The organism is Prosthecobacter sp. (genome assembly GCF_044232965.1).
Classification (GTDB): domain Bacteria; phylum Verrucomicrobiota; class Verrucomicrobiia; order Verrucomicrobiales; family Verrucomicrobiaceae; genus Prosthecobacter.
The window spans coordinates 20,254-45,265 of record NZ_JBIIKX010000026.1; the positions used below are offsets into that span (position 1 = coordinate 20,254).

Here is a 25,012-nt window from a genome sequence, read left to right on the forward strand (position 1 = left end):
CTTCGAGCGGGTCTGTCTTGCACTCCATCCATCGTCCTCGTCCTCCTACTCGAACTCGTCCTCGATCAAATCGCCCACACTGGCTGATTGCGGCACCGAAGAATCGAGGACGAAGGACGAGTTCGAGCAGGAGGACGACTCCAAGCCAACTTTTCCCGTGCATCTCGCCCATTTGCGCCAACAATCCCACGCCCTATGACCTTCGCCGAGCTTCACCGCATCTATCACCAGCCCTTCTTCAACCTCCTCAAGCAGGCCCGCGCCGTGCATGACGAGCATTGGGCGGACAACTCGGTCCAGCTTTGTACCCTGCTCAGCATCAAGACCGGCGGTTGCAGCGAAGACTGCGGCTACTGCGCCCAGAGCGCCCGCTACACCACCAGCGTGCAGGCGGAGAAGCTCATGCCGAAGGAGCAGGTCATGGAACGCGCCCTCGCCGCCCGTGCCAGTGGCTCCACGCGCTTCTGCATGGGCGCCGCGTGGAAAGGCGTGCGCAAAGGCACTCAAAAATTCGACCAGGTGCTCGACATCGTGCGCGACGTTTCCAAGCTCGGCATGGAAGTCTGCGTCACCCTCGGCGAACTCGGCGCGGACGAAGCCGCCGACCTCAAGGAAGCCGGTGTCACCGCCTACAACCACAACGTGGACACCTCGCCTGAGCATTACCCGAACATCGTCAGCACCCACACCTTCGAGGATCGCCTGCGCACCATCCGCCACGCACAGGACGCCGGCATGTCCGTCTGCTGCGGCGGCATCCTCGGCCTCGGCGAGACCATCGACGACCGTCTGAAAATGCTGGAGGTCATCTCCAACTTCAATCCGCAGCCCGAAAGCATCCCCATCAACGCCCTCATGCCCATCAAGGGAACGCCGATGGGCGACAACGAGGTCATCGATGCCTTCGCCTTCGTCCGCATGATCGCCGTCACGCGCATCGCCGTGCCGAAGGCCAAAGTGCGCCTCAGCGCCGGCCGCACCAACCTGTCCAAGGAAGCCCAGGCCCTCGCCTACTTCGCCGGTGCCAACTCCATCTTTTACGGCGACAAACTCCTCACCACCGCCAATCCCCGCGCCAACGAGGACATGAAACTCCTCCGCGAACTCGGCCTCGCTCCCTTGGAGCCGAATCCCGGCTTGGAAGCCCCGGAGTCCATGGACGGCGTGCCGCTCAGCCCCTGCTGCGACCATTCCTGCGAGAAGGAAAAGGCGAGCGCTTGCTGTTAGCTAAAACCTGAAACGGCTTACCGCGATGAGTCTCCGAGTGAAAGCTATCATCTCAGGGATTGCGGTTGAGTTTTTGCTCATGGGTTTGTTGATTCCAATGCTCGGAGGTATTGGTCCACCACCTCTTTGGGTTACCATGCTGTATGTTCTGCACTACCCTGGAACATGGTTGATAGGGTCTTTCTCTTTCCTTCAGCTATCTGCATTGCAGACAATCTTGCTCGTCATCGTGATTTACTCTGCGATTTGGAGTTTTGTGATTTATGCGTTGTTGCGTTTGCGAAAGCGAAGCCGGTAAAACAAACCGTCATCACACCACCGCCTTCAACAACCGCGCCAGATACAGGCTCGCGGTCTTGCCGATTTCGACGACTTCGGCGTGATGCAGCGTCTGCGGCCGCAGGCCGGCAGCCCAGTTGGTGAGCATGGAGATGCCGGCGACTTCCATGCCGAGGGCGCGGGCTTGAATCGCCTCCGGCACAGTGGACATGCCGACAGCATCAGCACCGAGCGTGTGCAGCATGCGGATTTCGGCGGGCGTTTCATACTGCGGGCCGAGCAGCGCGGCATACACGCCCGCATGCAGCTTCAAACCGATCTCCACCGCCGCCGCGTGGAATTTTGCCGCCCACGCCCGCGAATAGACCTCGCTCATGTCATGGAAGTTCGGCCCGCCGAGCAGCGGCGTGGTGCCCAGGAGGTTGATGTGATCCGTGATGAGCATCAACCCGCCGACATGGAAGTGCTCGTCGATCGCTCCTGCCGCATTCGTGAGCACGACACGCTTCACGCCGAGGCTGTGCATGAAACGAATGCCCGCCGTGACCTCCGCAGCACTCAGACCTTCATACAAATGCCGCCGCCCTTGCGCGATGAGGATGGGCTTGTCGTGATGATGTGCCAAAACAAAGCGTCCCGCATGTCCCGGCACTGTGGAAGCACTCAAACCCGGCACCTCGGCATACGGCACCTCGCATTCGACCCCAAACACCTCCGCGACCCCTCCGAGACCAGAACCAAGCACGATGGCCGTTTCGGGGCGGGCGTTTTGAAGAGCAGTGAGTGACATGGCAGTAATAAAGTGGTCCGCACAGTCCGCTGTGCGGCGTCACGAGCGTCACCTGACACCCAAACCCGCACAGAGGACTGTGCGGACCACTATCTGGCGCTGATGCGTTGCTTCAACTGCTGATACAGCGTCTCCAAGATGGCTCTGAATCTTAAGCCCGTGCGGCTTCACGAACTCGTCATCCGTGCGGATCAGAAAATGCACGTCATCCAGGTTGGCTGACCTCTCCGGGATCAAGAAGCTGATGCCATCAAGGCTTCGCCAGCGCCTCGCGCACCATCACCGGATCATCCGTCGTGATGCCATCGACACCGAGCTTCGCGAAACGCTGCACATCCGCCGGTTTGTTGACCGTCCAGACGTAGAGGCCGAAGCCTGCGTCGCGGATCTGCTTCACCATCGTGTCATCCCACGGAAAATCGGCCACGCCAAGGTCGAGGCCGTCGAGCTGGTCGGCCTTCGTGTCGGCGATGAGTTGCGTGAGGTCTGTAGGCTTCTTGTCTTTCGTCTTGCCGGAAGCTAGGCGGTAAACCTTGATCCACGGCAGCGCCTTCTTCGATTCCGCCGCCGCATCGCGCTTGAACGCGATGATCGCGAGTTGATCCGCGCGATCCTTCATCGGCTCTAGGATGCGCTTCAGCTCCGGCACGATCTCCGCGCCACATTTGACCTCGATGAAGAAGCGCTGCTTCCCTTTCGGCAAAGTCGCGAGCGCCTGCTCCAGCGTCGGGATTTTCTCCTTCGCCCATTCTTTGCCCTTCCACGATCCGGCATCGAGCACAGTCAGATCAGCCTGGTTCGACTTCGCCACGTCGAGCTTCACACCGGCGGTGCGTTTCGTGTCCTTGTCATGAATGACGGCCGTTTTGCCATCGGCGGTGAGGTACACATCCAGCTCGCAGGCATCGGTTTGATGCTTCCAGCCGAGCTCAAACGCCGCGAGCGTGTTTTCCGGCGCACGGGCGGAAAAACCGCGATGCGCGATGATTTCGACGGCTTGAACGGACATGGCGGCGAGGAGGAAAAATGCGAGGCGCTTCATGAGAGAGAAAGGAAACGAGGCAAGCACTCGTAACCCTTCGCCCCAAATGAAATTTTGCGCCCTTCTTGTTCTCGGCATCGTCATTGTCCTCGGCTTGACCTCTTGTTCAAAGTCGGGCAGCAAGGATCACCACGTCATCCTCATCAGCATCGACGGCTTCCCGGCCTGGATGTGGAATGATCCATCGCTGCAAGTGCCGAACCTGCGCAAGCTGGCCGCCGAAGGAGCGAGCACGAAGGCGATGACGGTGAGCAATCCTTCGATCACCTGGATCAATCACACGACGCTCGTCACCGGCGTGGAGCCGCGCAAGCATGGTGTGCTCTTCAACGGCCTGCTCGTGCGGCAGGACGGCAACAAACCCGCGAAGATCGAGCCCTGGGTGGACAAATCGAAGCTGGTGCATGTGCCGACGCTTTATGACATCGCCCATCAGAACGGCCTGACCACGGCGGAGTCTGATTGGGTGGCCGTCACGCGGCCAGGCACCATCACCTGGAGCTTCGCGGAGCTGCCGGAGGCCGAAAGCCCCGTCGTGAAGGAAATGATCGCCGCAGGCACGATCACGCCGGAGCACATTGAGTGGATGCAGCTCGGTCCGAAGCGCAAGAGCGTGACTTTTCTCGACAACATGTGGACCAAGGCCGCGATCCACATCTTCAAGACGCACCAGCCGAACCTGCTGCTCTATCACACGCTCAACACCGACGCCACGCATCACACCTACGGCCCCGGCACGATGGCCAGCCACACCGCGCTGGCTTACGCGGACAAGCTCGTCGGCGATTTGATCCAGGCTGTGGAGGACAGCGGCCTGCGTGACCGCACCACCTTCCTCATCGCCACCGATCACGGCTTCAAAAAAGTGTCGAAGTATGTGTATCCGAACGTCGTGCTCAAAAAAGCCGGTCTCGCCACCGCTCTCGGCCCCACAATCACCACCTGCGACGCCTTTTGCATGACCCAGGGCGGCATGGCCTTCGTTTATGTGAACGATCCCGCCCGCAAGGCCGAGCTGTTGCCGAAACTCAAGGCGATGTTCGAGCAGACCGAAGGCGTGGACCGTGTCATCGACGGCAAGGATGGCCACACACTCGGCATGCCGACGCCGGAGGAAAACCAGGGCATGGGCGATCTCGTGCTCTACGCCAAGGACGGCCACGCCTTCAACAACGCCGCCGCAGGCGATGCCGTGACCGCGCCCACCGTGAACTACGGCGGCACGCACGGCTTCTTCAACGGCGACCCCGAACTCGACGGCATCTTCATTGCCAGCGGGCGCGGGATCAAACCTGGCGTCGTGCTCGAACGCATGGCCAATCTCGATGTGGCACCCACCATCGCGAAACTCATGGACCTCAAGCTGCCGCAGCAGGACGGTCGCGTGCTGGAGGAGATTCTCGTCAAATGATTCACCCCATGCGTCTGCTGCTCTGCTTCCTTGTTGCGTCCTCTGTTTGCGCCGCGCCCATCGAGCGCATCTGGTTGACGCACGCAACGAACGATCCTTCGAAGATCGTCATCAACTGGGAAACCGCTGCGCCGGGCGATTCCGTCGTCGAGTTTGGCACCAGCGAAGCTCTCGGACAACGCGTGATCTTGGAGCACAAAACCAAGCTCCACCACGTCGAGATCCCGCTGGAGCAGCGAGACGTGGTCTATCACTACCGCGTGCGCAGTGGCGAGGATGTTTCGACGGTGTCCAGCTTCAAAGGCTACCCGAGCCAAGAACTCCGCATCGCCATCGTGGGCGACTGGGGCTATGCGCCCGGCAAGGACGTGAGCGCCATCGTCAAAGACGATGTGCATCTGCTGCTCACCGCCGGTGACAACGTCGCCAGCCTGCATGAGAAGGGCAAGGAAGGCACGAAAGCCTTCAGTGCGCTCATCGACGCCAACCGCGATCTCTTCCGCCGCACGCCCTTCATGCCGATCCTCGGCAATCACGACCGCGAAGTCACGAGTCGCGGCCCCAAGCCGCCCGCACAGGCTGTTTATGATGTGGAGGCCGCCGCGTATCGTGAATTCTTCGCTCTCCCCGGCGACGAATGGAAATGGCACTTCGACCTCCCCGGCTTCGATCTGCGTTTCATCGCGCTCGATCTCAATCACATCCAGGACTTCGGCACCACCTGGCAGACCTGCCATGCCTGGCAGCCAGATTCGCCGCAGTTCCAATGGTTTGCCGAAACGATGGCGGCAAGCACGAGCGGCTTTGTCATCTCCTTGATGAATGAGAAGCAAACGCAAGTGCAGGGACTCACGAAAGGCGCATGGCACGAGCATTTTCGCCAAGGCAGCGCCCTGATCACCGGCTTTGGTTACTTTGCCGATCGTGCCGAGCTCAGCGGCGGCCTCCGATATTACAACACCTGCCTCAAAGGCGATGGTGACCTCTACAAAGACCCCCAATCCAAGTTCCACGCTCGCGTGGACAACTACCTCCTCCTCATCCTCACCGCTGGTGCTCCCACGATGAAGCTCCAGTTCAAAAACCTGCGTGGCGAGGTGCTGGACACGTCCGAGGTCGCCAAACGCAAGCCGTGACGGCATGTCCCGCGCACGCGTGGGTTGCGCTTCGTCGTGTGACGGGAATGATGCCTCGTTTGAAGCCCTGGCTGCTCAGTCTCGCTTTTGTCGCCACCACCGCGCAGGCTGGTGCGCCTTGGGCTTGGCTGAATGCGGAGCTGGGAGCCCTCGAAACGCGCCAGGACCAGCTCCGTGCGGAACTGTCCGCGCTGCCACCCGCGCCTTCGCCCCAGCCGCACGAACACGCGGGCTTTCACAGTGGTTTCGCCCCGCAGGCCGACTCCATCCGCTGGGTGCAGGTGGATCTCGGTGCGGAACGCGCGCTCAATGCGGTGGTCGTCGTTCCTGCGATGCTCGGCAGCGTGGAAGCGTATGGCTTTCCGCTGAGGTTTCGTATCGACGCCTCGAATGATCCGCTCTTTGGCGACTCCACCACGCTGTTGGATCAAACTGGTGCTGATGCCGCGCCCTCGCTCGCGCCGTGGCACATCGCCGCGAACCGCGTGAAGGCCCGCTACGTCCGCTTTACCGCCACCAAGCTCTCAGCGCAGCCACGCTTGGGCAAGCGCTTCATCTTTTGCCTTGGCGAACTGCTGGTCTTCAGCGGCGGTCGCAACGTCGCGCTGCGTGCTGAAGTGTTTGCGCCGAACTCGGTCGAAACATTGCCGACGTGGTCGCCACGGCATCTAGTCGATGGCTGTCACGCGCTTGGTCTGCCGGTGCGCGCCGACGATGTTCCGAACAACGGCTGGCACAGCGCTATTTTCACCCGCGCTGATTCCACGAGCTGGGTGCAGGCTGATTTCGGCTCCGTGCGCGATGTGGAGGAGATTCGCCTCATCCCCGCGCATCCGCGCGATTACCCGGACCGCTTCGGTTTCGGCTTTCCGCGACGGTTCAAGGTCGAGGCGGACGGAAAGCCTATCTTCGACAGCACCAGCGCGGACTTCCCCAATCCTGGCGACACTCCCGTGGCCTTCCCAACACCCGGTTTGCGTGCTCAAACCATCCGCGTCACCGCTACGTCGCTCTGGGAGCGCAGCGCTGATTTCGTCTTCGCTTTGTCAGAGCTGCAAGCCTTCGCGGGAGGACAAAACATCGCGTTAGCATCAGCTGTGGCGAGTTCGGACGACACGATCACCGGTTCATGGACGCGTGAGCAACTGGTCGATGAACGCACCAGCTCCGGTGTGTTGCTGACTGAGGCCGCATGGCTCGCCGATCTCTCGAAACGGCGCGAAATCAGCTTCCGACTCGCCATGCTCGACGCTGACAGAGCTGTGGAGATGCTCAGGGCTCGCTCACGAGCCGCTTATCTGGCGATCGTGGTCGTCATCGCGATGTTTTCCGCATGGTTGATGCTGTTCGTGCGCCTGCGCCGTTCGCGCAGTCTCGAAATGGAAACGCTGCGCCATCGCATCTCGCGTGATCTGCATGACGAGATCGGCAGTCACCTCGGCAGCATCCGCCTGATGTCCGAGCTGGCCTTGCGTGAAGATGGTGCCTCCGAATCACTTGAAGAAATTCATCGTCTTGCTGGCGAGGCCGCCGAGTCCATGCGCGGCATCATCTGGCTCGTGCGCGAGGGTGATGCGCCCAAGCTCACCAGCCTCGTCGAAGCTATGCGCCAGAGCGCGGGCAGCTTGCTCAAGGGCATTGAATGGACACTCGCATCGCCCGAAGGCGGTGATGCGGCCAGCGCGTCGCTGGAATTTCATCGCCAGGTTTTTCTGTTCTTTCGCGAGGCCGTTTACAACATCGCCCAACATGCCAAAGCGATGCGTGTGAGCCTTCAAATCACCTGGCAGCTCAAAAAGCTGCAAATGGTGATCGAAGACGATGGTTGTGGCTTTGACGCCAGTGTCGTCACCGCCGGAAACGGCCTCGCCAACCTCCGTCACCGCGCCGAAGTGCTCGGCGGTGATGTGAAGATCACCAGCGAGGCTGGAAAAGGCACGCGCATCGTCTTGGAGGCCCCGCTCTCATGAAAACTCTCTGGATCGTCGAAGACCACGCCGCCTTCCGCCGCACGCTCGTGCGTGTCTTGAACTCGGAACCTGACTTGCAGTGCCCTCGCGACTTCGACTCCTGCGAAAAAGCCCTCGCCGCCCTCACGCGCGATGACGCGCCCGACTTGATCCTGCTCGATGTCGGCCTGCCAGGCATGAGCGGCCTCGATGGCATCCGCCTCTTCAAAGAACGCGCGCCCAAATCGCTCATCGTCATCCTCACCGTCTTCGAGGACGACGACAAGGTCTTCCAGGCTATCTGCGCTGGCGCGGCTGGCTATCTGCTAAAAACCAGCAGCGTCACCGACATCACCCAGGCCGTGCGCGATGCGCTGGCAGGCGGCTCGCCGATGAACCCGCGCATCGCCCGTCGTGTGCTCGACATGTTTTCCAAACTCGCTCCCAAACAAAGCGACTATGGCCTGAGTGAACGCGAAAAAGAAATCCTCCAGCTCATGACGACGGGCCTCATCAAAAAGGAGATCGCCGGCCGGCTCACGCTCAGCATCCACACCGTGGACACCTATCTGCGCCGTATCTACGAGAAGCTGGAGGTGAACACCCGCACTGGCGCGGTGGCGAAGGCCCTCAAAGAAGGATTGGTGTAGCTTCTGGCGTAGTGGCAGGCCCGATTTTCATGTGAGCCTGAACTTTTCTCCTTTGCCTTGTCCCGCTGGGGCTCGCGGCCAAGCCGCCGCAGATCGAGCAGAGCTGCATCAAGTGCCACGACAAAGAAACCGCCAAGGGCAGCCTCGATCGTACCGCGCTGAAGTTTGATCTCGCCGATCACACGACGCGCGAGCGTTGGATTCGCATCCATGACCGGGTCGATAAAGACGAGATGCCGCCGAAGGCTGAGGATTTGCCTGCGGAACAACGCGCCGCGCTGGAGTCCGACATCACGCGCATCGTCACGCTGATGGTTCACCGCCTTCGCGATGGCGCGGCTGCGGACCTGCAGTTTCACATACACGCTGCGGATATATTCGTCGGCGGTGCAGTAGCCGATGCCGAACTGTGCGGCGGCGTCTTTGATGGTGCTGCCGGTCACAAGGAGCTTAAGGATGTCCATCTCGCTTGGAGTGAGGCCGTAGTCTTTATTCAGTAGAGATTTCGAAGTGGAATCAAACCCCCGCCAAGATCCCATTCAGCGTGGCGCTCGGGCGGAGCGCGGCATCGGCTTTGGCGTTATCCGGCTTGTAGTAGCCGCCGACGTCGGCTTTCTGGCCTTGGACGGCGAGGAGTTCGGCGACGATCTTGCTCTCGTTGGTGGTGAGGGACTCGGCGATGGGTTTGAAGGTCTTCGCGAGGTCGGCGTCGGCGGTTTGGGCGGCGAGTTCCTGGGCCCAGTAGAGGCAGAGGTAGAAGTGACTGCCGCGGTTGTCGATGGTGCCGAGTTTGCGGCCGGGGCTGCGGTCGTTTTCGAGGAACTTGCCGTTGGCGGCGTCGAGGGTGTCGGCGAGGACTTTGGCCTTCGGATTCTTGAAGGTGTCGGCGAGATGCTCGAAGGAGGCGGCGAGGGCGAAGAACTCGCCGAGGCTGTCCCAGCGGAGGTAGTTCTCTTCGCAGAATTGCTGCACGTGCTTCGGAGCGGAGCCGCCGGCACCGGTTTCGAAGAGGCCGCCGCCGTTCATGAGCGGGACGATGGAGAGCATCTTCGCACTCGTGCCAACTTCGAGGATGGGGAAGAGGTCGGTGTTGTAGTCGCGGAGGACGTTGCCGGTGACGGAGATGGTGTCTTCGCCTTTGACGATGCGCTCGAGCGAGAACGTGCAGGCATCGGCGGGTGTCATGATGCGGATGTCGAGGCCGCTGGTGTCGTGATCTTTGAGGTATTTTTCGACCTTCGCGATGATCTGGGCGTCGTGGGCGCGGGCTTTGTCGAGCCAGAAGATCGCAGGCACGCCGCTGGCGCGGGCACGTTTGACGGCGAGCTTCACCCAATCCTGCACGGGGGCGTCCTTCGTCTGGCAGGCACGCCAGATGTCGCCTTGATCGACGGCGTGTTCAAAGAGCACGTTGCCTGCTGTGTCGGTGACGCGGATGACGCCGTCGGCGGGGGCCTCGAAGGTCTTGTTGTGGCTGCCGTATTCCTCGGCGGCCTGGGCCATGAGGCCGACATTGGGCACGCTGCCCATGGTCTTGGGATCGAGAGCGCCGTTCTTTTTGCAGAAGTCGATCGTGGCCTGGTAGATGCCGGCGTAGCTGCTGTCCGGGATGACGGCGAGCGTGTCCTGCTCCTTGCCGGCGGCGTCCCACATCTTGCCACCGCCGCGGATCATGGCGGGCATGGAGGCGTCGACGATGACATCGCTCGGGACGTGGAGATTGGTGATGCCTTTGTCGCTGTTCACCATGGCCAAAGCAGGGCCGCTGGCGTAGGCGGCCTGGATGTCGGCCTCGATCTCGGCTTTTTTGTCGGCGGGCAGCTTGTCGAGCTTCGCGATGAGGTCGCCGAAGCCGTTGTTAAAGTTCACGCCGATCTCGGCGAGCGTGGCGGCGTGTTTGGCGACGAGGTCTTTGAAGAAGACGCTGACGGCGTGGCCGAAGATGATCGGATCGCTGACCTTCATCATGGTGGCCTTCATGTGGAGCGAGAAGAGCACGCCATCGGCTTTCGCCTTGGCGATTTGCTGCTCGAAGAAGGCGACGAGGGCCTTCTTGCTGAGCTTGGTGGCATCCATGATCTCGCCGGCTTTGAGGGCGAGCTTAGGCAGGAGGGTCTTGGTGCTGCCGTCCTTGCCAACGAACTCGATCTTCACTTCCGTGGCTGCTGGCACACAAACGGATTTCTCGTTGGAGAAGAAATCGTCCTTGCCCATGGTGCCGACGGTAGTCTTCGAGTTGGCAGACCAAGCACCCATCTTGTGCGGGTGCTTCTTGGCGTAGTCCTTCACGGCCTTCGGCGCACGGCGGTCGCTGTTGCCCTCACGCAACACGGGATTCACGGCGCTGCCCATGACCTTGGCGTACTTGGCTTTGATCTCCTTTTCTTCGTCGGTCTGCGGGTTTTCGGGCAGATCGGGGAGTTTGTAGCCTTTGGCCTGAAGTTCGGCGATAGCGGCCTTGAGCTGTGGCTGCGACGCGGAGACGTTCGGGAGCTTGATGATGTTCGTGGTGGGCTCGAGGCAGAGTTTGCCGAGGTAGCTCAAATCATCGTCCTGCTGGCCGAACTGGGCCAAAATGCGGCCGGCGAGGGAGATGTCGCGCGTTTCGACCTCGATGCCCGCCGCCTTGGTAAAGGCCTTCACGATGGGCAGCAGCGAATAAGTGGCGAGGAGCGGGGCTTCGTCGGTGAGGGTGTAGATGATTTTGGCGGACATGGGGGCAGGGGACGGAATTTTGAGAGCCTGAGAGTTAAAAAGCGGGGGGAGCGGGTCAAGGTGCTTCGCGTGGGAAGGTGAAGTGCTGCGCGTCAAAGGGTCAAGGAAGTCAAGCTGGGTGCAAAGGAGGCCGAAGCACCTTCCTGATCATCTTGACGGCGAAGCCTTGACTTCTTGACGAACCTGACCGCCTCAGCGCATCCTCTTGGTAGCGCGGTGCATTACCACGCCGTGGTCGTCGTGGTGAGTGAGCACCAGCCGTACGTCGTCGCCGATCCGGACGTGCAGGAAGCCGCCGGTGGGTTTGTCATAGATGTAGGGTTGCAGGATTTTGCCCTCCGGGTCGGTGGTGTTTTTGCCGCCTGGCTTTTCGCCACGGATGGCATTTTCGTCGTTCAAGGCGCCGACGGAGAACTCCTCCACACCCAGCGGGTGAATGCTGTAGTACTGCCAGTGGCGATCGCCGCAGAAGGTGAGGACGTTGTCCAGGCCGTTGTCGAGCAGCCACCGGAAGAAGCTGTCTGCCTCTTGTTTGAAGCCGGCAAGATTCGTGTGGTTGTCCGTCTTGCTGTTGCGGTCTGGGCCGACCATCGGCGTGGGGGTGATGATGACCTTCCAGGTGGCATCGCTGGCTTTGAGCGTCGTTTGCAGCCACTCGCGCTGCTCGCGGCCCCAGATCGTCTTTTCAGGACCGTCGGGCATTTGATTGGGAGAGCGGTAATCGCGGCCTTCGACAAACCAGAGCTGCAAATGCTTGTGAACACGATGCGTGCGGTAGGTCGGCGTGACGCGATCTTCTTCATCGAAGATGGGCATCTGCTCGCGGAAGATTTCGATGCCGGTGGTAGGCTCCGGCAGCTTCTTGCCGCCGAGATCGGCGTCGTTGAAGCGGAAGTCGTGATCGTCCTTCGACCAGAAGGCCGGTGTGCGAGCAAAGAATTCAATCATGCGTGGAAAGCGGAACTGCTCGTGCCATTTCTTCCGCAGCTCCGGCAGCGTCTGTGCCGCAGGCTTCGCGGGATGATCGTAATAGACGATGTCACCGGTGCCGATGAAGAAATCGGCTTTCAAAGCCGCCATCGCCGCGAAAGCGGGATAACCAAGCTGCTTGTCCTCCTCCGTCGCAGTTACGGGGCCGCCGCCGTTGGCCTTGCCGTGCATGAAGGCGTGGTAGTTCATGCAACTGGCCATGCAGAAGCTCACGGGACCGCTTTCACTCAGTGTCTTGAAGCTGCGAGTGGGGCCAGACTTGGCGGTCTCACGAGTTTCGCCGAAAACGAGGCGGTAATGATAAAGCGTACCGGGTTTGAGCCTGCTCGCGCTGCTGCGGATGATGAAGTCGTGATCCGCCTTCGCCTCGGACCACTTGCTGCGTGTCGGCTGCGCAAAGTCCGCCGACTCGCTCCACTCAAAATACGCGACGCCTTCTTTGCCGGGAACATCGCCCCCTTCATCGAGAACGGGGCCGGGAATGGCCGTGAGGCGGCTTTGAAGGAAGGCCGAGGTCGCGGTGACTTCACCGGCCATCTCGCCCTGGGCATGATGGATGTCGGCAAATGCGGCGCTGGTGAGCAGGCAGAGGGCGAGGATGGCTTTCATGCCTCCTTGAACCGACGCCCTGCACAGGGTCTTTCGGCCGGTTTGGGTCAGCGCTTCGCGGTCATGTCCAAAAACGCCCTGGCATAGCGTTTCCCCAGTTCGCGATAGGAAGCGGCGTCGAAGTGAATCTTGTCGCCTTTGTGCTTGAGGCCCTCCGAGCCCACAAAAGCCGTGTGCGGCACTTTTTTCGGCAAGTCCTGATGCACACGATCCACGATGCTCTTCTCCGGCGTCCAAGGCATGTCATCAAACCTGCCCATCTGCCCGGCGATGAAGGGAATCTCCGGTGCTTTCATCTCCTGACGCAGACGGGTGATGAGATCGAGCAGCTTTGCCTCATAAGCCGGGGCGAGTTCCGGCAGGGAATCGCTCTCGCCCTGATGCCAGAGGATGCCTTTGAGCGTGCCTGCGGGCAGGGCGAGCGCGGCGCGCTTCGCCATGTCATCCCAGGGATGGCTTTTCGTCGCGGGATAAAACACGCCGGGCTTCCAGGTGTCGATGGGCGAGCCGCCGACGGCGCACGGAATGAGGCCAATGGTGATGCCGGGGTTCGCCTCGGCGATGAGCTGGCCGAAGGTCTTGCCGATGCCGACGCCGACGCTCGGTTTGTCGAAATGCAGGGGATCCATCGCAGGCACCCAGCGGCCCTCCTTGCTCAGCATGAGCACACGCGGATGCGGTGTCTGATCCTGCGCCTCCACGACACCGCGCCCGGCCATGTTGGACTGCCCAACGAGCAGGAAGAGGTGGAATTTGTCCTTCGCAGGCAGCGATGTTTCTTGAGCGGTGGCCAGGGTGCAAAGCAGAGCGGCGCAAAGGGGGAGCAGGTGGCGGATCATGATAGGGCTATGGGTTGGAGCTGAACGACAACGCTGGCAGCGTTCTGCGAAAAGAATTAGCGAACGGCATCACGAATCGCAGGAACAAGCAACTCCGCGACGAGTTGGTGCCCGAGATCTCCAGGGTGCATGCCATCGGGCAGCATCTCCTCGACGGTCGTTTTGTTTTTGGCAGCAAAGGCCGGATAAGCAGCATGGACATCGACGAGCGATACTTTCATCTCATCCGCAAGCTTGCGAAGCGCGTCGTTGTAGCGCGTGAGATTCAGCGACTCGAAGCCGTCCTCGGCATCGGCGTTGTAAGGCGGCTTGCCATAGAGTTCGCGCAGCTTGGAGGTCCACCGCAGCGGGTTGGTGGTCATGAGGATGACCTTGGCTCCCTGCTTCTGCGTTTCGGCGATCATGGCGCGGTAATTTTCGATGAAACCCTCCAGCGAGACGCGTGGCTCGGTCATCGGCGGCTTCCGCCACACATCCACGGCGGAATCATTGATGCCGAACTGCATCACCACGACGCGTGGTTTGTGCCGCAGCACGTCTTCTTGGAGGCGTTTGCGGGCCTGGACCGTGGTGTTGCTGGGGATACCCGCGTTGTGAACACCGAGCGAGGAGCCGATGCTTTGCAACGCGATCTCGACACGCGTGGCATAGACTTTGACGCTGCCGCGTGGCGCGGTGGTGGAATCGCCAAACATGACGATGCCGCCGGGCTTTGGCTGTGCTTTGGGCGGAGGAACAAAGACAGGAATTTCGGCTGCGCTGAGATCGGCCACGTTGATCTTCATCCGCAGGCCGCCCTGCATCGTGGTGATCCACAGTTCGCCAGGCTTGCGCTCGTAAAGGTAGGGATACGACACACGCCCGCCCGGCACATAATTTGCCGCCACAATCACCGGTTTTGACCAAGTGGCCGTTTCATCACTGGAAAAGGCCAGCGACAGCTCCGAGCGACTCGATCCGCTACTCGGATCGTGACGTGGCGGCGCATTCCACAGCAACGCGATGCGGCCATCGGCCAGGCGGGCCATCTGCGGGCAACAGGTGACAGATTGAATCGTCGTTTGCTTCAAACCGTCCCACTTCAAGCCATCACGCGAGGTGGCTTCCCACAAGAAGCCCGATTCCGTGCGCAGCAGCAGGTAGAGCGAGCCGTCCTTGCGCTCGATGACACTGCCTTCCAGCGAACCCGCGTGATCATGCGTGCCGACGCCGTAATCGAGCATGTCACCGCGCTGCCACGTTTTGCCGAGATCATCCGAAGCCCACATCACCGTCGCATGCCGCCACTCGGGAATGATTTCCTGCCCCACGAGCACGAGGCGGCCGCTTTTCATCTGGATGAGCGAGTGAATGCAGCCGCACCATGGATCGCTGAGCTTCACCGGTGCCTCCCAGGTCTTGCCGTCATCAGTGCTGCGGCAAGTGTAGGTGGGCAGAATGAATTCCTTCCAGCTCACATCCTTCTCGCCCCATCGCCAGCCTTTGGGCTGCTTGCGCTCCGCGCCATTCATCCATGCGGAGATGACAATACCCTCACGCGTGCGCAGCAGAGCTCTTTCGTTGCTGACATTGAATTTGGCGGGATCTGAGAACAGCGGCGCGTTCGTCCAGGTGCGACCGCCATCCGTGCTGCGAAGCGCGTTCTTGGAGTCGATGCAGAGCACGCCGCCATCCGCCGTGGTGACAAACGGTCCCTGATGCGTGAAGGGCAGCGCGGCGGCTTTCGGATGAAGCGTGGGCGTATCAGCAGCGAAGGCTGACGCAGCACACAAGAGGAAGAGAAGCGGTTTCATGCCAGAATCAGACGCCGCAGGCAGAGCCGACCTGTCCGACTATTTTTGTGCCTGCTTCACCACCTCAATGGATTTGAGGATGTTCGTCTTCCACACGCCTTGCAGCTTGTCTGGCTCGGCGCGGTGGAGCGTCTTCAGGGCCTCATCAAATTTGCTGCGACGGGTTTGGATGCGGGCGATGCCTTGCAACGCAGAAAACTCATCGGCTCCGCCGAGGCGGGTTTTGCCTTCGAGGATGGCCTCGTAGGCTTTGAGAGCTGTTTCGTCGTTGTTGAGGTTGGTTTCGCGGTTTTGGGCGAGGACGAGCAAGATGGATTCACGCTGGCGGAGATCGCTGGTGAACTCCAAAGCAGCGCGGAGGTCGGTTTCGGCTTTTTCGCCGGCTTTGGTGATGAAGTAAGCGCGGCCGCGAGCATGAAAGCCGTCGCCGCGTTTCCAAAAGGGCCACCTCATAATGTCTTCGTTGGCGAACTGCTTCACGACTTCGATGGCTTTGTAGTTGGCGAGCAGGTTTTGCATCTGCGCGGTTTTGCGGACGGCTTCGATGGGGATCTGGTCAATGAAGGAGGCATTGCGGTCGAGCAGGGAGGCTTGTTCGAGCGCTGCGGACTTTTGGAAGTAGGTGATCTTGCCTTCGGCGAGGGCTAGGAATCCTGCGGCTTTGCGTTTTTGTGTGGCATCGCGGTAGCCGATCACAAAGTCGGTGACGCTGGGGTCGGCGTCGAAGACGTGCGACTTGCCGTCATAGAAGTGGGCGAACTTCAGTGGCTCGTGGAAGTTTTCGACGCCAGTGGGGGAGAGGGCGCTGTGCTCCTGGCCGTCTTCGCGGATGCGCTGACGGCAGAGGTTGATGTGCCAGGGCAGACTCTGCGTGGGCTTGCGGCCGATGACTTGATGCAGCGGATCGTTTTCATCCTGTGTGACGGGGATGCGAATCTCGACGGTCCAATGATCATCGGCGATGTGGGTGGCGACTTCCGCCTTGGAATCCCAAGTGAACCACTGACCGCGTGGCGCACCACGGTCCAGATCGACGATGTGACCGTTCGGGCTGATCGCGATGGAGTAGTAGGAGTGTGTTTCGGTGGCGAGTTCGATCTCGATGGCGTCGCCATACCAGATGGCTTGATCGTCTTCACGCGTGGCGGCGATGTTGAGCTTCTCGCCGGTGCGCTCGGCGCAGCGGATGGCAAAGCAGACGCTGTTTCCCTGCCAGCCAGCTTTGAAGGTGGTGCCAAAGGTGGGCACGCGGCCGGTTTGCAGCTCGCTGAACTTGCCCGTGGCGGCGGCGGGGCAGTTTTGCCAGTATTCGTCGTCGAGTTTGCCATCGATGACGATGTCCTTCGCATCGCCGACGAGGCGCACAGTGGGCACGGGGCCGCGTTTCTGACCGAGTTGCTGTGACTTCATGCGCAGGCCTTTGAGGAAGTCGTCGATGAGGGCGAGGCGTTTTCCAAAGACGCTCGCGGCATCGGTTTTGGCCTTTGCTTTGTCGAAAAGAGCGAGCGCTTCGTCGGCTTTCGCTTTGTCCTCGTCCATGACCTTCCAGTGGGCTTCGCAGAAGTTGAAAAAGCTCAACATATCGATCTCGGCGGGGCCGTAGAACAGGCGGCAGTATTCTCGCAGCGCTGCGGCGGGATCGTAGCCACTCCAGTAAGCGCGGGCAGTGAAATAGACGAGGAAGTGATTGAAGCCGGTGGCGACTTTGTCGAAGTCGTGACGCACGGTGAGCCAGATGTCCTCGCCCTGGGACAGGCCTTGGGTTGCCTTCACCGTGTCGCCCATCGACTGCGCGGCAAAAGCGGGCAGATACCAGCCGCGATCGGTGAACGGGTAGTTTTCAAAGTTGATGATCGGGTTGCTTGTCTTTGCAGCCCACGCGGCACGCAGAGCCTCCGGCGCGGCCTCGCCCTCGGCTTTGTTGCCCGCTTTGTTCATCGGTCGGCGACCACCGACGATGCCGACGAGCACGTTGGGCTCCAGTTTGTCGATCTTCAGCGGCGGCAGGGTATAGACGCCATACGCGCAGTTCAGCACCTTCGCGTTCGGATGCGTTTTGCCGACCTCCTTGGCCACCCGATTGACGAAGTCCCAGACATAATCGCTGAGCAAGCCGCGCTCGTTGCGCTCGGGCGAGTCCTTGCCTTTGCACTTCTCGCATTGGCAAATGGAGGTGTAGCCATCGGGAGGCATGATGGAGACGCTTTCCAAGTGGAAGGTATCGAGCAGCGCCCGCGCATAGCGCACGGTCTCGCGGAAGAGTTCGTCATTCGAGTAGCAGAGCTGACATTTAGAGTCGCCGGGCTTGAAGTCGGGCTTGCCGCCGTAGATGGCGAACCAGTCGGGATGCTTCGCGAAGACTTCCTCGCGGTTCGTCATGTTCGCCATGCCGTGGGCGATTTGCAGACGCTCGTCGTTGCGAATGCCGAGTCGCATGGCCCACAGCGATGTGTCAGGCCCGCAGGTGGCAAAGCGGAAATTGAACTGCCGCAGCGCGAAGTCCGGCTTCACCGTTTCATCGAACTTGGGCAGATCGATGGTCTTCATCGTCGGCAACACCTCGCCGAGTTCGCCCGGCAGATACCAGCGAGCGCCGAGCTTCTGAAAAAACGCCGTCACCGCATTGAAGCTGCCACGTTCATCAAGGCCCCAGATCTCCATCGTTTCGCCGCCGAGAGTGATTTTGGTGCGGTGCTTGTACAAACCGGGATTCGGCAGCCCATACGGCGCGGCGACGATCTTTTCCCACTCGGCCTGCGCTCGTGGGATGTCGCCATTGTTTCGTGCAAACGGCCCCACCGGCTCAAAGTCCGCGTCATCGCCGATCAGCGCCAGCCAGTCCGCGCCGCTGGCGATTCGATACGCGCCGTCTTTGAGCCCCTCCGCCTTCACAGGCGAGTGCGCACTGGCTCCGATGAAAACTTTGACCGCATCCCCTGAAGGCTGCGTGACGATGGGCAGCCGTGCGCCGCTGATTTTCTCGATCTGCTGCCGAAACTCATGCGCGGCGACTCGGGACATGCGCGTGGGCTTGTCGCTGATGATGATCTCCGCCCGCGGCTGGCCGTTTTCGACGAGGAAGCTGTCAACGGCGCCAAGCGGGTTGGAAAAGGCGACCAGGATAAAAATGCAAAACTTCATGAGGATTGGGTCAGATTGCGCAGAAGTTAGGCACGTTGGCAAGACGCGTGTGGATTCTGCAGCCGTTGTAGTTTGTCTTCCGAGTGGATCAATCAAGGGGCAGCCTGTGTGCGAAGGAACGCGATGATGTTCGCGATCTGTTCGGGCTTTAGTGCATCGCCAAGGCCAGCAGGCATCAGGGACACATTTCTCACCGCGCGGATTTCGGCGCGTTTGCGCAGGACAGTGCGTTCCAGGCCGCCAGGGAGCTTCAAGGTGATGCTGGTGGGCGAGTCGGAGGCGGTGATGCCGAGCAGGGTCTCGCCGCGATGCGTTTTCACCATCATGGTCTCGTAGCCGGGGCGGGCGGCTTCGCTGGGGAAGAGGATGTCGCGCAGAATGACCTCGGGGGCGCGTTGGAACTCGGCGTCGAGATCGGGGCCGACGGTGGAGCCGATGCCGTGGGACTTGTGGCAGGCTCCGCAGATGCCTTGGAAGAGCGTTTTGCCTTCGTCGATATTCGGTTTCTGTTTCAACGCTGCGAGGATGGCGGGCACGCGCTTTTCCCACGCGGCGTTTTGCTCGGGGGTGGGCGCTGTGGGCACGGGGACTTCGACGGCGTTCGCGAGAGGTTTGGTGTCTTCGAGGCCGAGTTGCAGAATCTCGTGCGCTTTGCCGGTTTTGACGACGGCGAGGCATTCGGTGATCTCTTTGGCGTCTCCGCGTGCGGTGATGATGCCGGCGAGGTTTGCCATGACGGGTTCGCTCTTTCCCACATCGGAGGCGAGGGCGAGCAGCAGGTCTTTTTCGAGCTTGTGAGCCGAGCAGGCGATGGCGGCGTCCATCCAGCGCAGGTGGCCATAGATTCGCGCAAGAGTGGCGAGATCGTCTTTGCGCGGCCCGAGACTCAGAGCGAGCTGGAGGGCAAGCTGAGGCGCGAAACCGAATTCGAGGCGCAGCCCTGAAGTGTCGTCGTTTTGGCGGAGTTGCAGCACTTTCGCGTCGGTGGCACTCAGTGGTGGCTTTTGCCATTTGTCCTTCGCTTCGAGAATCCAGATGCGGCCGCGATCACGGCCGTTGATGACGCCGTATTGCTGCTGGAGGTGTCGCGGGATGGCGGAGTAGTCCTCAATAATCTCGCGGTAGAAATCGACGATGGCCATGTGGCCCTCAGGCGTGTGCGCGAGGCTCATGGGATGGAACCAGGCGTCGCGGGAGGCGAGGAATTCGCGCTGCTCCTCACCCTTCACGCGTTGCAAACGCAGTCGCGTGCCATCGCGCACGATGTCGGCGCGGTGGATGAGGTTTTGCGCGGGTTCGCACACGAAATACTGGCCGCGCCAGACGAGCGGTCCGCAGGCGCTGGTGAAGTAGCCGGACGCGGCGGCGTCGCTGAGGCTGATCTTGCGGTAGAAGGCAAAGTATTCGGCATGCTGCTCGCGCTTGGTGCGCCAGGGATGCGGTTTGGAGATGGGATAGACGCGGGTGTCCTCGCTGGCGGGAGAGTCGAGCACGGGCGCGGCGGCATCGGGGTTCCGTGCGAGGTAGCGCCATGGGATGGGCGTGACGTACAGGCCGGGATGCGTGGTGGTGCAGGTGAAGCGCTCACCGCTGTCGGTGAAGGCCATGCCCATCGTCTTCGTGCTACCGCTGACGGGCTCGATGGCGCTGCCATCGGCGCGAATGCGGAAGTCAGTGGCGGGAAGGGTGACGGGCTTTTGCAAATGCGGCCCGGTGATCTCACCTCCGGCCCAGCCACGACCGAAATAAAGCCAGCCGTCCGGTCCCCAGGTCGGTGCATTGATGCCGCGCTCCAGATTGCCGGTGCCAAAGCCGGTGAAGATCTTTTCGTTCACGTCGGCTTGGTCATCGCCGTCGCTGTCCTTGAGGAAAACGATGTGCGGTGCACAGGCGACGATGATGCCGCCATTCGCTGTCGCGATGCCGTAACACGGCGGTAGGCGATCCGCCCACACGATGGCTTTGTCCATGACTCCGTCGCCATCGGTATCGCGCAGGAGCTTCACGGTGCCGTAGGTTTCGGCCTCGGCCTTTTTCTTGGCCTCCTCGCTGGCCTGGATGCGGCGCACTTCCAGGTCGAGCTGGCCGCTTTTGTTCAACTCGTCGATGTCATATTGCCCTTCGACGTTGTAGCCATGCAGTTCGCAGACGAAGCAGCGTCCTTTGTCATCCCAGCAGATGCCGCTCGGCTCATTGATGAGCGGTTCGCTGGCGAGGAGGCGGATGGAATAACCGGCGGGCAGTTGGAAGAGCTTCGCGCTTTCAGCGGGCGAGAGCGGCTGTTGCGCATCGTCAGGGCGGGGGATTTCGGCCAAGAGAGTGGAACCAAGCAGGGCCAGAAGGAGAATTCTCATGCGCAGAATACAGCGGCGCTGACAAAGCTGTTTCATCGGTCCCGTATGACTCGCATGGCCTCGCACGATCACGGACATGCCTTCACCTTCATGAACCCACGCGTGCGGGACGGCGTGGTCGTGCATGGACGACGTTCCGTATTGAAGACAAGCCTCGCGGGGCTGGGCGGCCTCACTTTGCCGGGGCTGATGAAGCTGCGCGGAGAAGGAAAGGTCACAAAGAGCAACAAAGCCGTCATCCTGCTGTGGATGACAGGCGGGCCGTCGCAGATCGACACCTGGGATCCAAAGCCGGACCGGCCCATCGAGAATCGCGGGCCTTTCAAGACGATCCCGACCAAACTGCCTGGCGTGCGCATCTGCGAATTTCTGCCGAAGCAGGCGGCGATGCTCGACCAGTTCACGCTCATCCGTTCGGTCGATTGCCGATTCAGCAATCATGAGCCGAACATGGTGATGCAGACCGCGAATCTGGCCAACGAGCCGCGCACGAACCCGAAGGCGAAGTATTTCCCCTCCTTCGGCAGCATTGTGGCGAAGCATCACGGCGCGAATCATCCGGCGATGCCGCCCTACGTCGTGCTGAACATGAAATCGCGCTCGCACGTGGCCTGGGGCGGCTACCTCGGCACGCAGTATGATCCGTTCGATGGCAACAACGCCACGAAGCTCTTCCAACTGCCCTCCGGCCTCAGCATGGACCGCCTGCACGCGCGCCAGACGCTCAGTCGGCAAATGGATGGCCTGCGCGCGGACATCGATGCGAGCGGCATGATGGGCGCGATGGACATGTTCGGCCAAAAGGCCTTCGACATCGTCGCGGGAGGTCGTGCGCAGGAGGCTTTCGATTTGGAAAAGGAGCCGAAAAAGGTGCGCGACCGCTTCGGTGAGCATGATTGGGCCAAACAAGCGCTGCTCGCACGTCGTCTGGTCGAACGTGGCTCATCCTTCGTCACCATCGACCTCAGCAATCACGGCGCCTCCGGCACCTGGGACAATCACGGCGACAACATCCCGCCCTACGGCGGCATCTGGAACGGCCTGCGCCCGCTGCTGCCGGTGTTCGATCATGTCATCACCACGCTGGTGAGCGATCTGCGCGAGCGCGGCATGCTCGATGACACGCTCGTCATCGCGATGGGCGAGTTTGGCCGCACGCCGAATCTCGGCACCCAAGGCAGCACCGACGGGCGCAATCACTGGCCCGTCGTGATGAGCATGAGCCTCGCCGGTGGAGGCTTCCGTCACGGCCAGGTCATCGGCGCGAGCACGAAAGACGGCGCGGAGATTGAAGAGCGCCCGGTGACTCCTGGAGATCTAGCCGCTACGATCTACCAACACATGGGCGTGCCGCTGGACGCGACTTACATGGATCATCAGGGCAGACCCAACTTCATCGTGGACCAGGGCGCGCCGTTGAGGGAGTTGGTTTGAGAGGTATTACACCTCCGGCAGCTCAAACCCCGCCGCGTATTCCTCTTGGCAGAGTTTGTTGGCCTCGGCGGCGAACTGGCCGGCGAACTGGTTTGTGGCGGGATCGAAGTCGAGCCAGGGGCCGGCGATGATTTGTTTTTCCTGGGTGTCGATGCCGTTGTTGGCGAGGTTTTTGAGGAACTCGGCATAGAGTTCCTGGCCGAACTTGTCACCTTCGAGACGCTCTTTGATCTCCTCGTTCTTCATGGCCTTGCCGAGGCGGTAGGAGACGTTGGCGAGGTGAGACAGGCAGGCGGCGGCATGACCGTGACGGATGTGAAGCACGTCCTTGGTGTATTTTCCGGCGCGAACGCTGTCGATGAAGTTTTTCATGTGGTCCGGGCCGGTGAGGAAGTTCTCGAACTTCATGATGGCCTGGCCCGCGTTGTCGTAGGCCTTCGATTCGGCGACGTAACCGCCCTCGCAGTGAATGATGTTGCCGGTGCGCAGGCCTTTGTAGGGTGGTTCGCCGGATTTGGGATCAAGGTTGCGCATGGGCAGGCCGAACTTGTCCATGATGAGCGGTACGGGCTCATACGGATGGAAGGCGATCTGGCAGTTCGCGCTCTGACCGTCATCCACATAGCCCCAGCGGTTGCCGAAGCTCATGACGCGCTTTGGCAGTGTGTCGGGATCGCCGAGCGCCCAGCGGGCCACGTCGTATTGATGCGGACCCTGGTTGCCGATGTCGCCGCCGCCGTAGGGCCACTGCCAGTGCCAGTCGTAGTGGAATTGTTTCCGCATGATCGGCAGTTCGGGCCGTGGAGCGGACCAGAGCTTGTAATCCACGGTGGCAGGTGGCTGCTGCGGGCCGTCCACTTTGTCGATGCTCAGGCGCAGTCCGTGAACGAGGGCGTGGGAGAGCTTGGGCTTGCCGATGTGGCCTTCTTTGACCCACTGCATGGCGCTGGCCCAGCCTTCGTCGGACCGGCGCTGCATGCCATGCTGCACGATGAGGCCCTTCGCGGCGGCTTTGGTGGACGCAGTCATGAGCTTGGCGCTTTCGATGAGGTTGTGGCTCACTGGCTTCTCGACATAGACGTGCTTGCCATGCTGCAAAGCGGTGAGCGCGATCAAAACGTGGCTGTGATTCGGTGTGGCGATGGTGACGGCATCGATGTCTTTGTCCGCGCAGCACTCACGGAAGTCACGATAGGTCTTCACCTTGATGCCCTGCTTGTCGAGATCGGCGACCTTCTTGTCCACGACGGCGGAATCGACATCGCACAATGCCACGAGGCGCACGCCGGAGACTTTGAGCAGTTCTTTGATGTGACCGCCGCCACGACCGCGAAAGCCGATGACGGCGACACGCACATCGCTATTCGCACCGAGCGGCGCGGCCCAGGCAGGCAGTGAGACGGCTCCGGCGAGCGAGGTTTGAAGAAAGCGGCGGCGAGAGGTGGCGGGCGTGTTCATGGCGCGAGTCATACGCGGCCCATGCGCCTGCCTTTGCGAAGTTCAGGCGTATCAAGGCTTCACCAGCGCATCGGTGGTGGCTAGATTGAAGCGCACACTCACGACGGAGTGTTTCTCTTTGCCTGGCGCATACTTCACATAGGTGGTGGCGACGATGGTGCCGTCTGGCAGCAGTTCCATGCCGGGGTAGCCGCAGTCACCGACACGCTCGGCGTGATTGTGGAGGAGCTTGACGCGGTACTGGCCGGGCTTGCCCTGCTTGAGGTCATCGTAAGTGCCGACCCAGGCGACGAAGTGGCCTTTGGTGGGGCTGTTGAGCGCCTGATCGCGGAAGGCGACGACCATGCGGCCGTCCTTGGTGAACACGCCCGCATGGCGGTCGCCGGTGAGACCCCAGGAGGTGTTCACGGGCTTGGTCCAGGTTTGTCCTTCATCGTGGCTGAACATCATGAGGCTGCGTTCTTTGTGCGTGTTCTCACGCATAAGGCAGCAAAGCTCCACTCCATCAGGCGAGCGGAAGACGAAGGGCTCACAGGGGTTTTTGCCTTCGACGGAGGCGACGACTTTCGGCTCGCTCCAGGTGAAACCGCCGTCGGCGGTGATGGTTTGCAGCACATCGAGCGGCGCTTTGTCGGCTCCACCGGGGCCTTTGTGGTAGAGGCCGAGGTAACGGCCGTCCTTGAGCTTCACGATGCTGCTGAAGGTCATCACGCAGGGGAAACCGAGCGGCGGCATCTCTTTCCAGGTCTTGCCGCCATCCGCGCTCATGATGCTGGGCATGCCGGGGCCTCTGCGATTGTCTTTCGCGGCGGAAAAGACCCACAGGCGCTCTTTGCCTGCGGGATCGGTCATGCGGTAGATGCTGGGGCAGTTTTGGTGCGTTTTGAAGCCGGGCGGCAGCAGTTCGTCCATGCGTGTCCAGTTCAGGCCGCCGTCATCGCTGCGTGCCATCGGTCCTGCGGCTCCGCCATGATTGATGCACCACACGCAGAAGATGGTTTTGCCATCCGGCATCAAGACCGTCGTGGGATGGCCCTGATAAGTCTGCTCCGTGCCTGCGGCGATGATTGTGGGGCGGTCTTTCTGATTTGAAAGATCCACGACGGGCAGATCGGGAAGGTCTGCGGCATGGGAGGCCGAGAAAGCAGCGAGAGCAGCAAGGAAGAAGTGTTTCATGCAGAGACACTCAACCGAC

Annotated in this window: 16 protein-coding genes and 1 pseudogene; 6 read left to right on the forward strand and 11 right to left on the reverse strand. The window is 61.0% G+C overall.

Annotated elements, in window-relative coordinates; all coding sequences use genetic code 11:
- Window positions 1–195: 195 nt before the first annotated feature.
- Window positions 196–1,227, forward strand: a complete 1,032-nt coding sequence (gene bioB, locus ACILSI_RS12800; RefSeq protein WP_395722273.1) for a biotin synthase BioB — start codon at window positions 196–198, stop codon at window positions 1,225–1,227.
- 310 nt (window positions 1,228–1,537) lie between these two features.
- On the opposite strand, the gene ACILSI_RS12805 is transcribed toward bioB, so the two are convergent.
- Both ACILSI_RS12805 and ACILSI_RS12810 read right to left on the reverse strand, forming a co-directional pair.
- Entirely contained in the window at window positions 1,538–2,296 is a 759-nt protein-coding gene (locus ACILSI_RS12805) for a purine-nucleoside phosphorylase (protein ID WP_395722274.1), read from the reverse strand.
- 250 nt (window positions 2,297–2,546) lie between these two features.
- Window positions 2,547–3,338: a glycerophosphodiester phosphodiesterase family protein gene (locus ACILSI_RS12810; RefSeq protein ID WP_395722275.1), complete on the reverse strand. Its 792-nt coding sequence runs from the start codon at window positions 3,336–3,338 to the stop codon at window positions 2,547–2,549.
- 46 nt (window positions 3,339–3,384) lie between these two features.
- On the opposite strand from ACILSI_RS12810, the gene ACILSI_RS12815 reads away from it, so the two are divergent.
- The 4 genes from ACILSI_RS12815 to ACILSI_RS12830 are packed head-to-tail and all read left to right on the forward strand — an operon-like array spanning window position 3,385 to window position 8,484.
- On the forward strand, window positions 3,385–4,749 hold the full coding sequence (locus ACILSI_RS12815) for an alkaline phosphatase family protein (protein ID WP_395722276.1): 1,365 nt from the start codon (window positions 3,385–3,387) through the stop codon (window positions 4,747–4,749).
- Between the two features lie 8 nt (window positions 4,750–4,757).
- Window positions 4,758–5,885, forward strand: coding sequence for a metallophosphoesterase (locus tag ACILSI_RS12820; RefSeq protein WP_395722277.1), 1,128 nt, complete (start codon window positions 4,758–4,760; stop codon window positions 5,883–5,885).
- Window positions 5,886–5,932: 47 nt separating this feature from the next.
- The gene (locus ACILSI_RS12825) at window positions 5,933–7,855 is read left to right on the forward strand and encodes a discoidin domain-containing protein (RefSeq protein ID WP_395722278.1); all 1,923 of its coding nucleotides are present in this window, start codon (window positions 5,933–5,935) and stop codon (window positions 7,853–7,855) included.
- Window positions 7,852–8,484 carry a response regulator gene (locus tag ACILSI_RS12830; RefSeq protein WP_395722279.1) on the forward strand — a complete coding sequence of 211 codons (633 nt, stop codon included), beginning with the start codon at window positions 7,852–7,854 and terminating at the stop codon, window positions 8,482–8,484. The genes ACILSI_RS12825 and ACILSI_RS12830 overlap by 4 nt, the downstream gene beginning before the upstream one ends.
- A 344-nt stretch (window positions 8,485–8,828) precedes the next feature.
- Here the strand turns inward: ACILSI_RS12830 and ACILSI_RS12835 are convergent.
- The 7 genes and pseudogenes from ACILSI_RS12835 to ACILSI_RS12865 all read right to left on the reverse strand — a co-directional run.
- Window positions 8,829–9,023 (reverse strand): annotated as a pseudogene (locus ACILSI_RS12835) (LuxR C-terminal-related transcriptional regulator); the annotation flags it as partial.
- Complete coding sequence (locus tag ACILSI_RS12840) at window positions 9,001–11,199, reverse strand: NADP-dependent isocitrate dehydrogenase (RefSeq protein ID WP_395722280.1); 2,199 nt, start codon at window positions 11,197–11,199, stop codon at window positions 9,001–9,003. The pseudogene ACILSI_RS12835 and the gene ACILSI_RS12840, both read right to left, overlap by 23 nt.
- Window positions 11,200–11,391: 192 nt before the next feature.
- Window positions 11,392–12,798, reverse strand: a complete 1,407-nt coding sequence (locus ACILSI_RS12845) for an alkaline phosphatase D family protein (protein WP_395722281.1) — start codon at window positions 12,796–12,798, stop codon at window positions 11,392–11,394.
- A 47-nt stretch (window positions 12,799–12,845) separates the two neighbouring features.
- Window positions 12,846–13,637 carry a sialate O-acetylesterase gene (locus ACILSI_RS12850; RefSeq protein WP_395722282.1) on the reverse strand — a complete coding sequence of 264 codons (792 nt, stop codon included), beginning with the start codon at window positions 13,635–13,637 and terminating at the stop codon, window positions 12,846–12,848.
- A gap of 56 nt (window positions 13,638–13,693) precedes the next feature.
- Window positions 13,694–15,430 (reverse strand): exo-alpha-sialidase, encoded by a 1,737-nt coding sequence (locus ACILSI_RS12855; RefSeq protein ID WP_395722283.1) that lies wholly within the window; start codon window positions 15,428–15,430, stop codon window positions 13,694–13,696.
- Between the two features lie 39 nt (window positions 15,431–15,469).
- Window positions 15,470–18,571, reverse strand: a complete 3,102-nt coding sequence (locus ACILSI_RS12860) for a DUF4838 domain-containing protein (protein WP_395722284.1) — start codon at window positions 18,569–18,571, stop codon at window positions 15,470–15,472.
- Window positions 18,572–18,663: 92 nt separating this feature from the next.
- On the reverse strand, window positions 18,664–20,925 hold the full coding sequence (locus tag ACILSI_RS12865; protein WP_395722285.1) for a PVC-type heme-binding CxxCH protein: 2,262 nt from the start codon (window positions 20,923–20,925) through the stop codon (window positions 18,664–18,666).
- A gap of 54 nt (window positions 20,926–20,979) precedes the next feature.
- Here ACILSI_RS12865 and ACILSI_RS12870 point away from each other — a divergent pair, with 54 nt between their 5' ends.
- Window positions 20,980–22,359 carry a DUF1501 domain-containing protein gene (locus tag ACILSI_RS12870; RefSeq protein WP_395722286.1) on the forward strand — a complete coding sequence of 460 codons (1,380 nt, stop codon included), beginning with the start codon at window positions 20,980–20,982 and terminating at the stop codon, window positions 22,357–22,359.
- A 6-nt stretch (window positions 22,360–22,365) separates the two neighbouring features.
- Here ACILSI_RS12870 and ACILSI_RS12875 read toward each other — a convergent pair whose 3' ends face one another.
- Together ACILSI_RS12875 and ACILSI_RS12880 are read right to left on the reverse strand one after the other, a co-directional pair.
- Window positions 22,366–23,817, reverse strand: a complete 1,452-nt coding sequence (locus ACILSI_RS12875) for a Gfo/Idh/MocA family protein (RefSeq protein ID WP_395722287.1) — start codon at window positions 23,815–23,817, stop codon at window positions 22,366–22,368.
- 51 nt (window positions 23,818–23,868) lie between these two features.
- Entirely contained in the window at window positions 23,869–24,993 is a 1,125-nt protein-coding gene (locus ACILSI_RS12880) for a sialidase family protein (RefSeq protein ID WP_395722288.1), read from the reverse strand.
- Window positions 24,994–25,012 lie beyond the last annotated feature (19 nt).

What these genes read in the sequence shown, in the direction of transcription:
- ACILSI_RS12845 (WP_395722281.1), bottom strand. Translation starts at nt 12,798, where the DNA reads ATGAAAGCCATCCTCGCCCTCTGCCTGCTCACCAGCGCCGCATTTGCC.
- ACILSI_RS12820 (WP_395722277.1), top strand. Translation starts at nt 4,758, where the DNA reads ATGCGTCTGCTGCTCTGCTTCCTTGTTGCGTCCTCTGTTTGCGCCGCG.
- ACILSI_RS12830 (WP_395722279.1), top strand. Translation starts at nt 7,852, where the DNA reads ATGAAAACTCTCTGGATCGTCGAAGACCACGCCGCCTTCCGCCGCACG.
- ACILSI_RS12865 (WP_395722285.1), bottom strand. Translation starts at nt 20,925, where the DNA reads ATGAGAATTCTCCTTCTGGCCCTGCTTGGTTCCACTCTCTTGGCCGAA.
- ACILSI_RS12840 (WP_395722280.1), bottom strand. Translation starts at nt 11,199, where the DNA reads ATGTCCGCCAAAATCATCTACACCCTCACCGACGAAGCCCCGCTCCTC.
- ACILSI_RS12875 (WP_395722287.1), bottom strand. Translation starts at nt 23,817, where the DNA reads ATGAACACGCCCGCCACCTCTCGCCGCCGCTTTCTTCAAACCTCGCTC.
- ACILSI_RS12855 (WP_395722283.1), bottom strand. Translation starts at nt 15,430, where the DNA reads ATGAAACCGCTTCTCTTCCTCTTGTGTGCTGCGTCAGCCTTCGCTGCT.
- ACILSI_RS12860 (WP_395722284.1), bottom strand. Translation starts at nt 18,571, where the DNA reads ATGAAGTTTTGCATTTTTATCCTGGTCGCCTTTTCCAACCCGCTTGGC.
- ACILSI_RS12810 (WP_395722275.1), bottom strand. Translation starts at nt 3,338, where the DNA reads ATGAAGCGCCTCGCATTTTTCCTCCTCGCCGCCATGTCCGTTCAAGCC.
- ACILSI_RS12805 (WP_395722274.1), bottom strand. Translation starts at nt 2,296, where the DNA reads ATGTCACTCACTGCTCTTCAAAACGCCCGCCCCGAAACGGCCATCGTG.
- bioB (WP_395722273.1), top strand. Translation starts at nt 196, where the DNA reads ATGACCTTCGCCGAGCTTCACCGCATCTATCACCAGCCCTTCTTCAAC.
- ACILSI_RS12870 (WP_395722286.1), top strand. Translation starts at nt 20,980, where the DNA reads ATGGCCTCGCACGATCACGGACATGCCTTCACCTTCATGAACCCACGC.
- ACILSI_RS12850 (WP_395722282.1), bottom strand. Translation starts at nt 13,637, where the DNA reads ATGATCCGCCACCTGCTCCCCCTTTGCGCCGCTCTGCTTTGCACCCTG.
- ACILSI_RS12815 (WP_395722276.1), top strand. Translation starts at nt 3,385, where the DNA reads ATGAAATTTTGCGCCCTTCTTGTTCTCGGCATCGTCATTGTCCTCGGC.
- ACILSI_RS12825 (WP_395722278.1), top strand. Translation starts at nt 5,933, where the DNA reads ATGATGCCTCGTTTGAAGCCCTGGCTGCTCAGTCTCGCTTTTGTCGCC.
- ACILSI_RS12880 (WP_395722288.1), bottom strand. Translation starts at nt 24,993, where the DNA reads ATGAAACACTTCTTCCTTGCTGCTCTCGCTGCTTTCTCGGCCTCCCAT.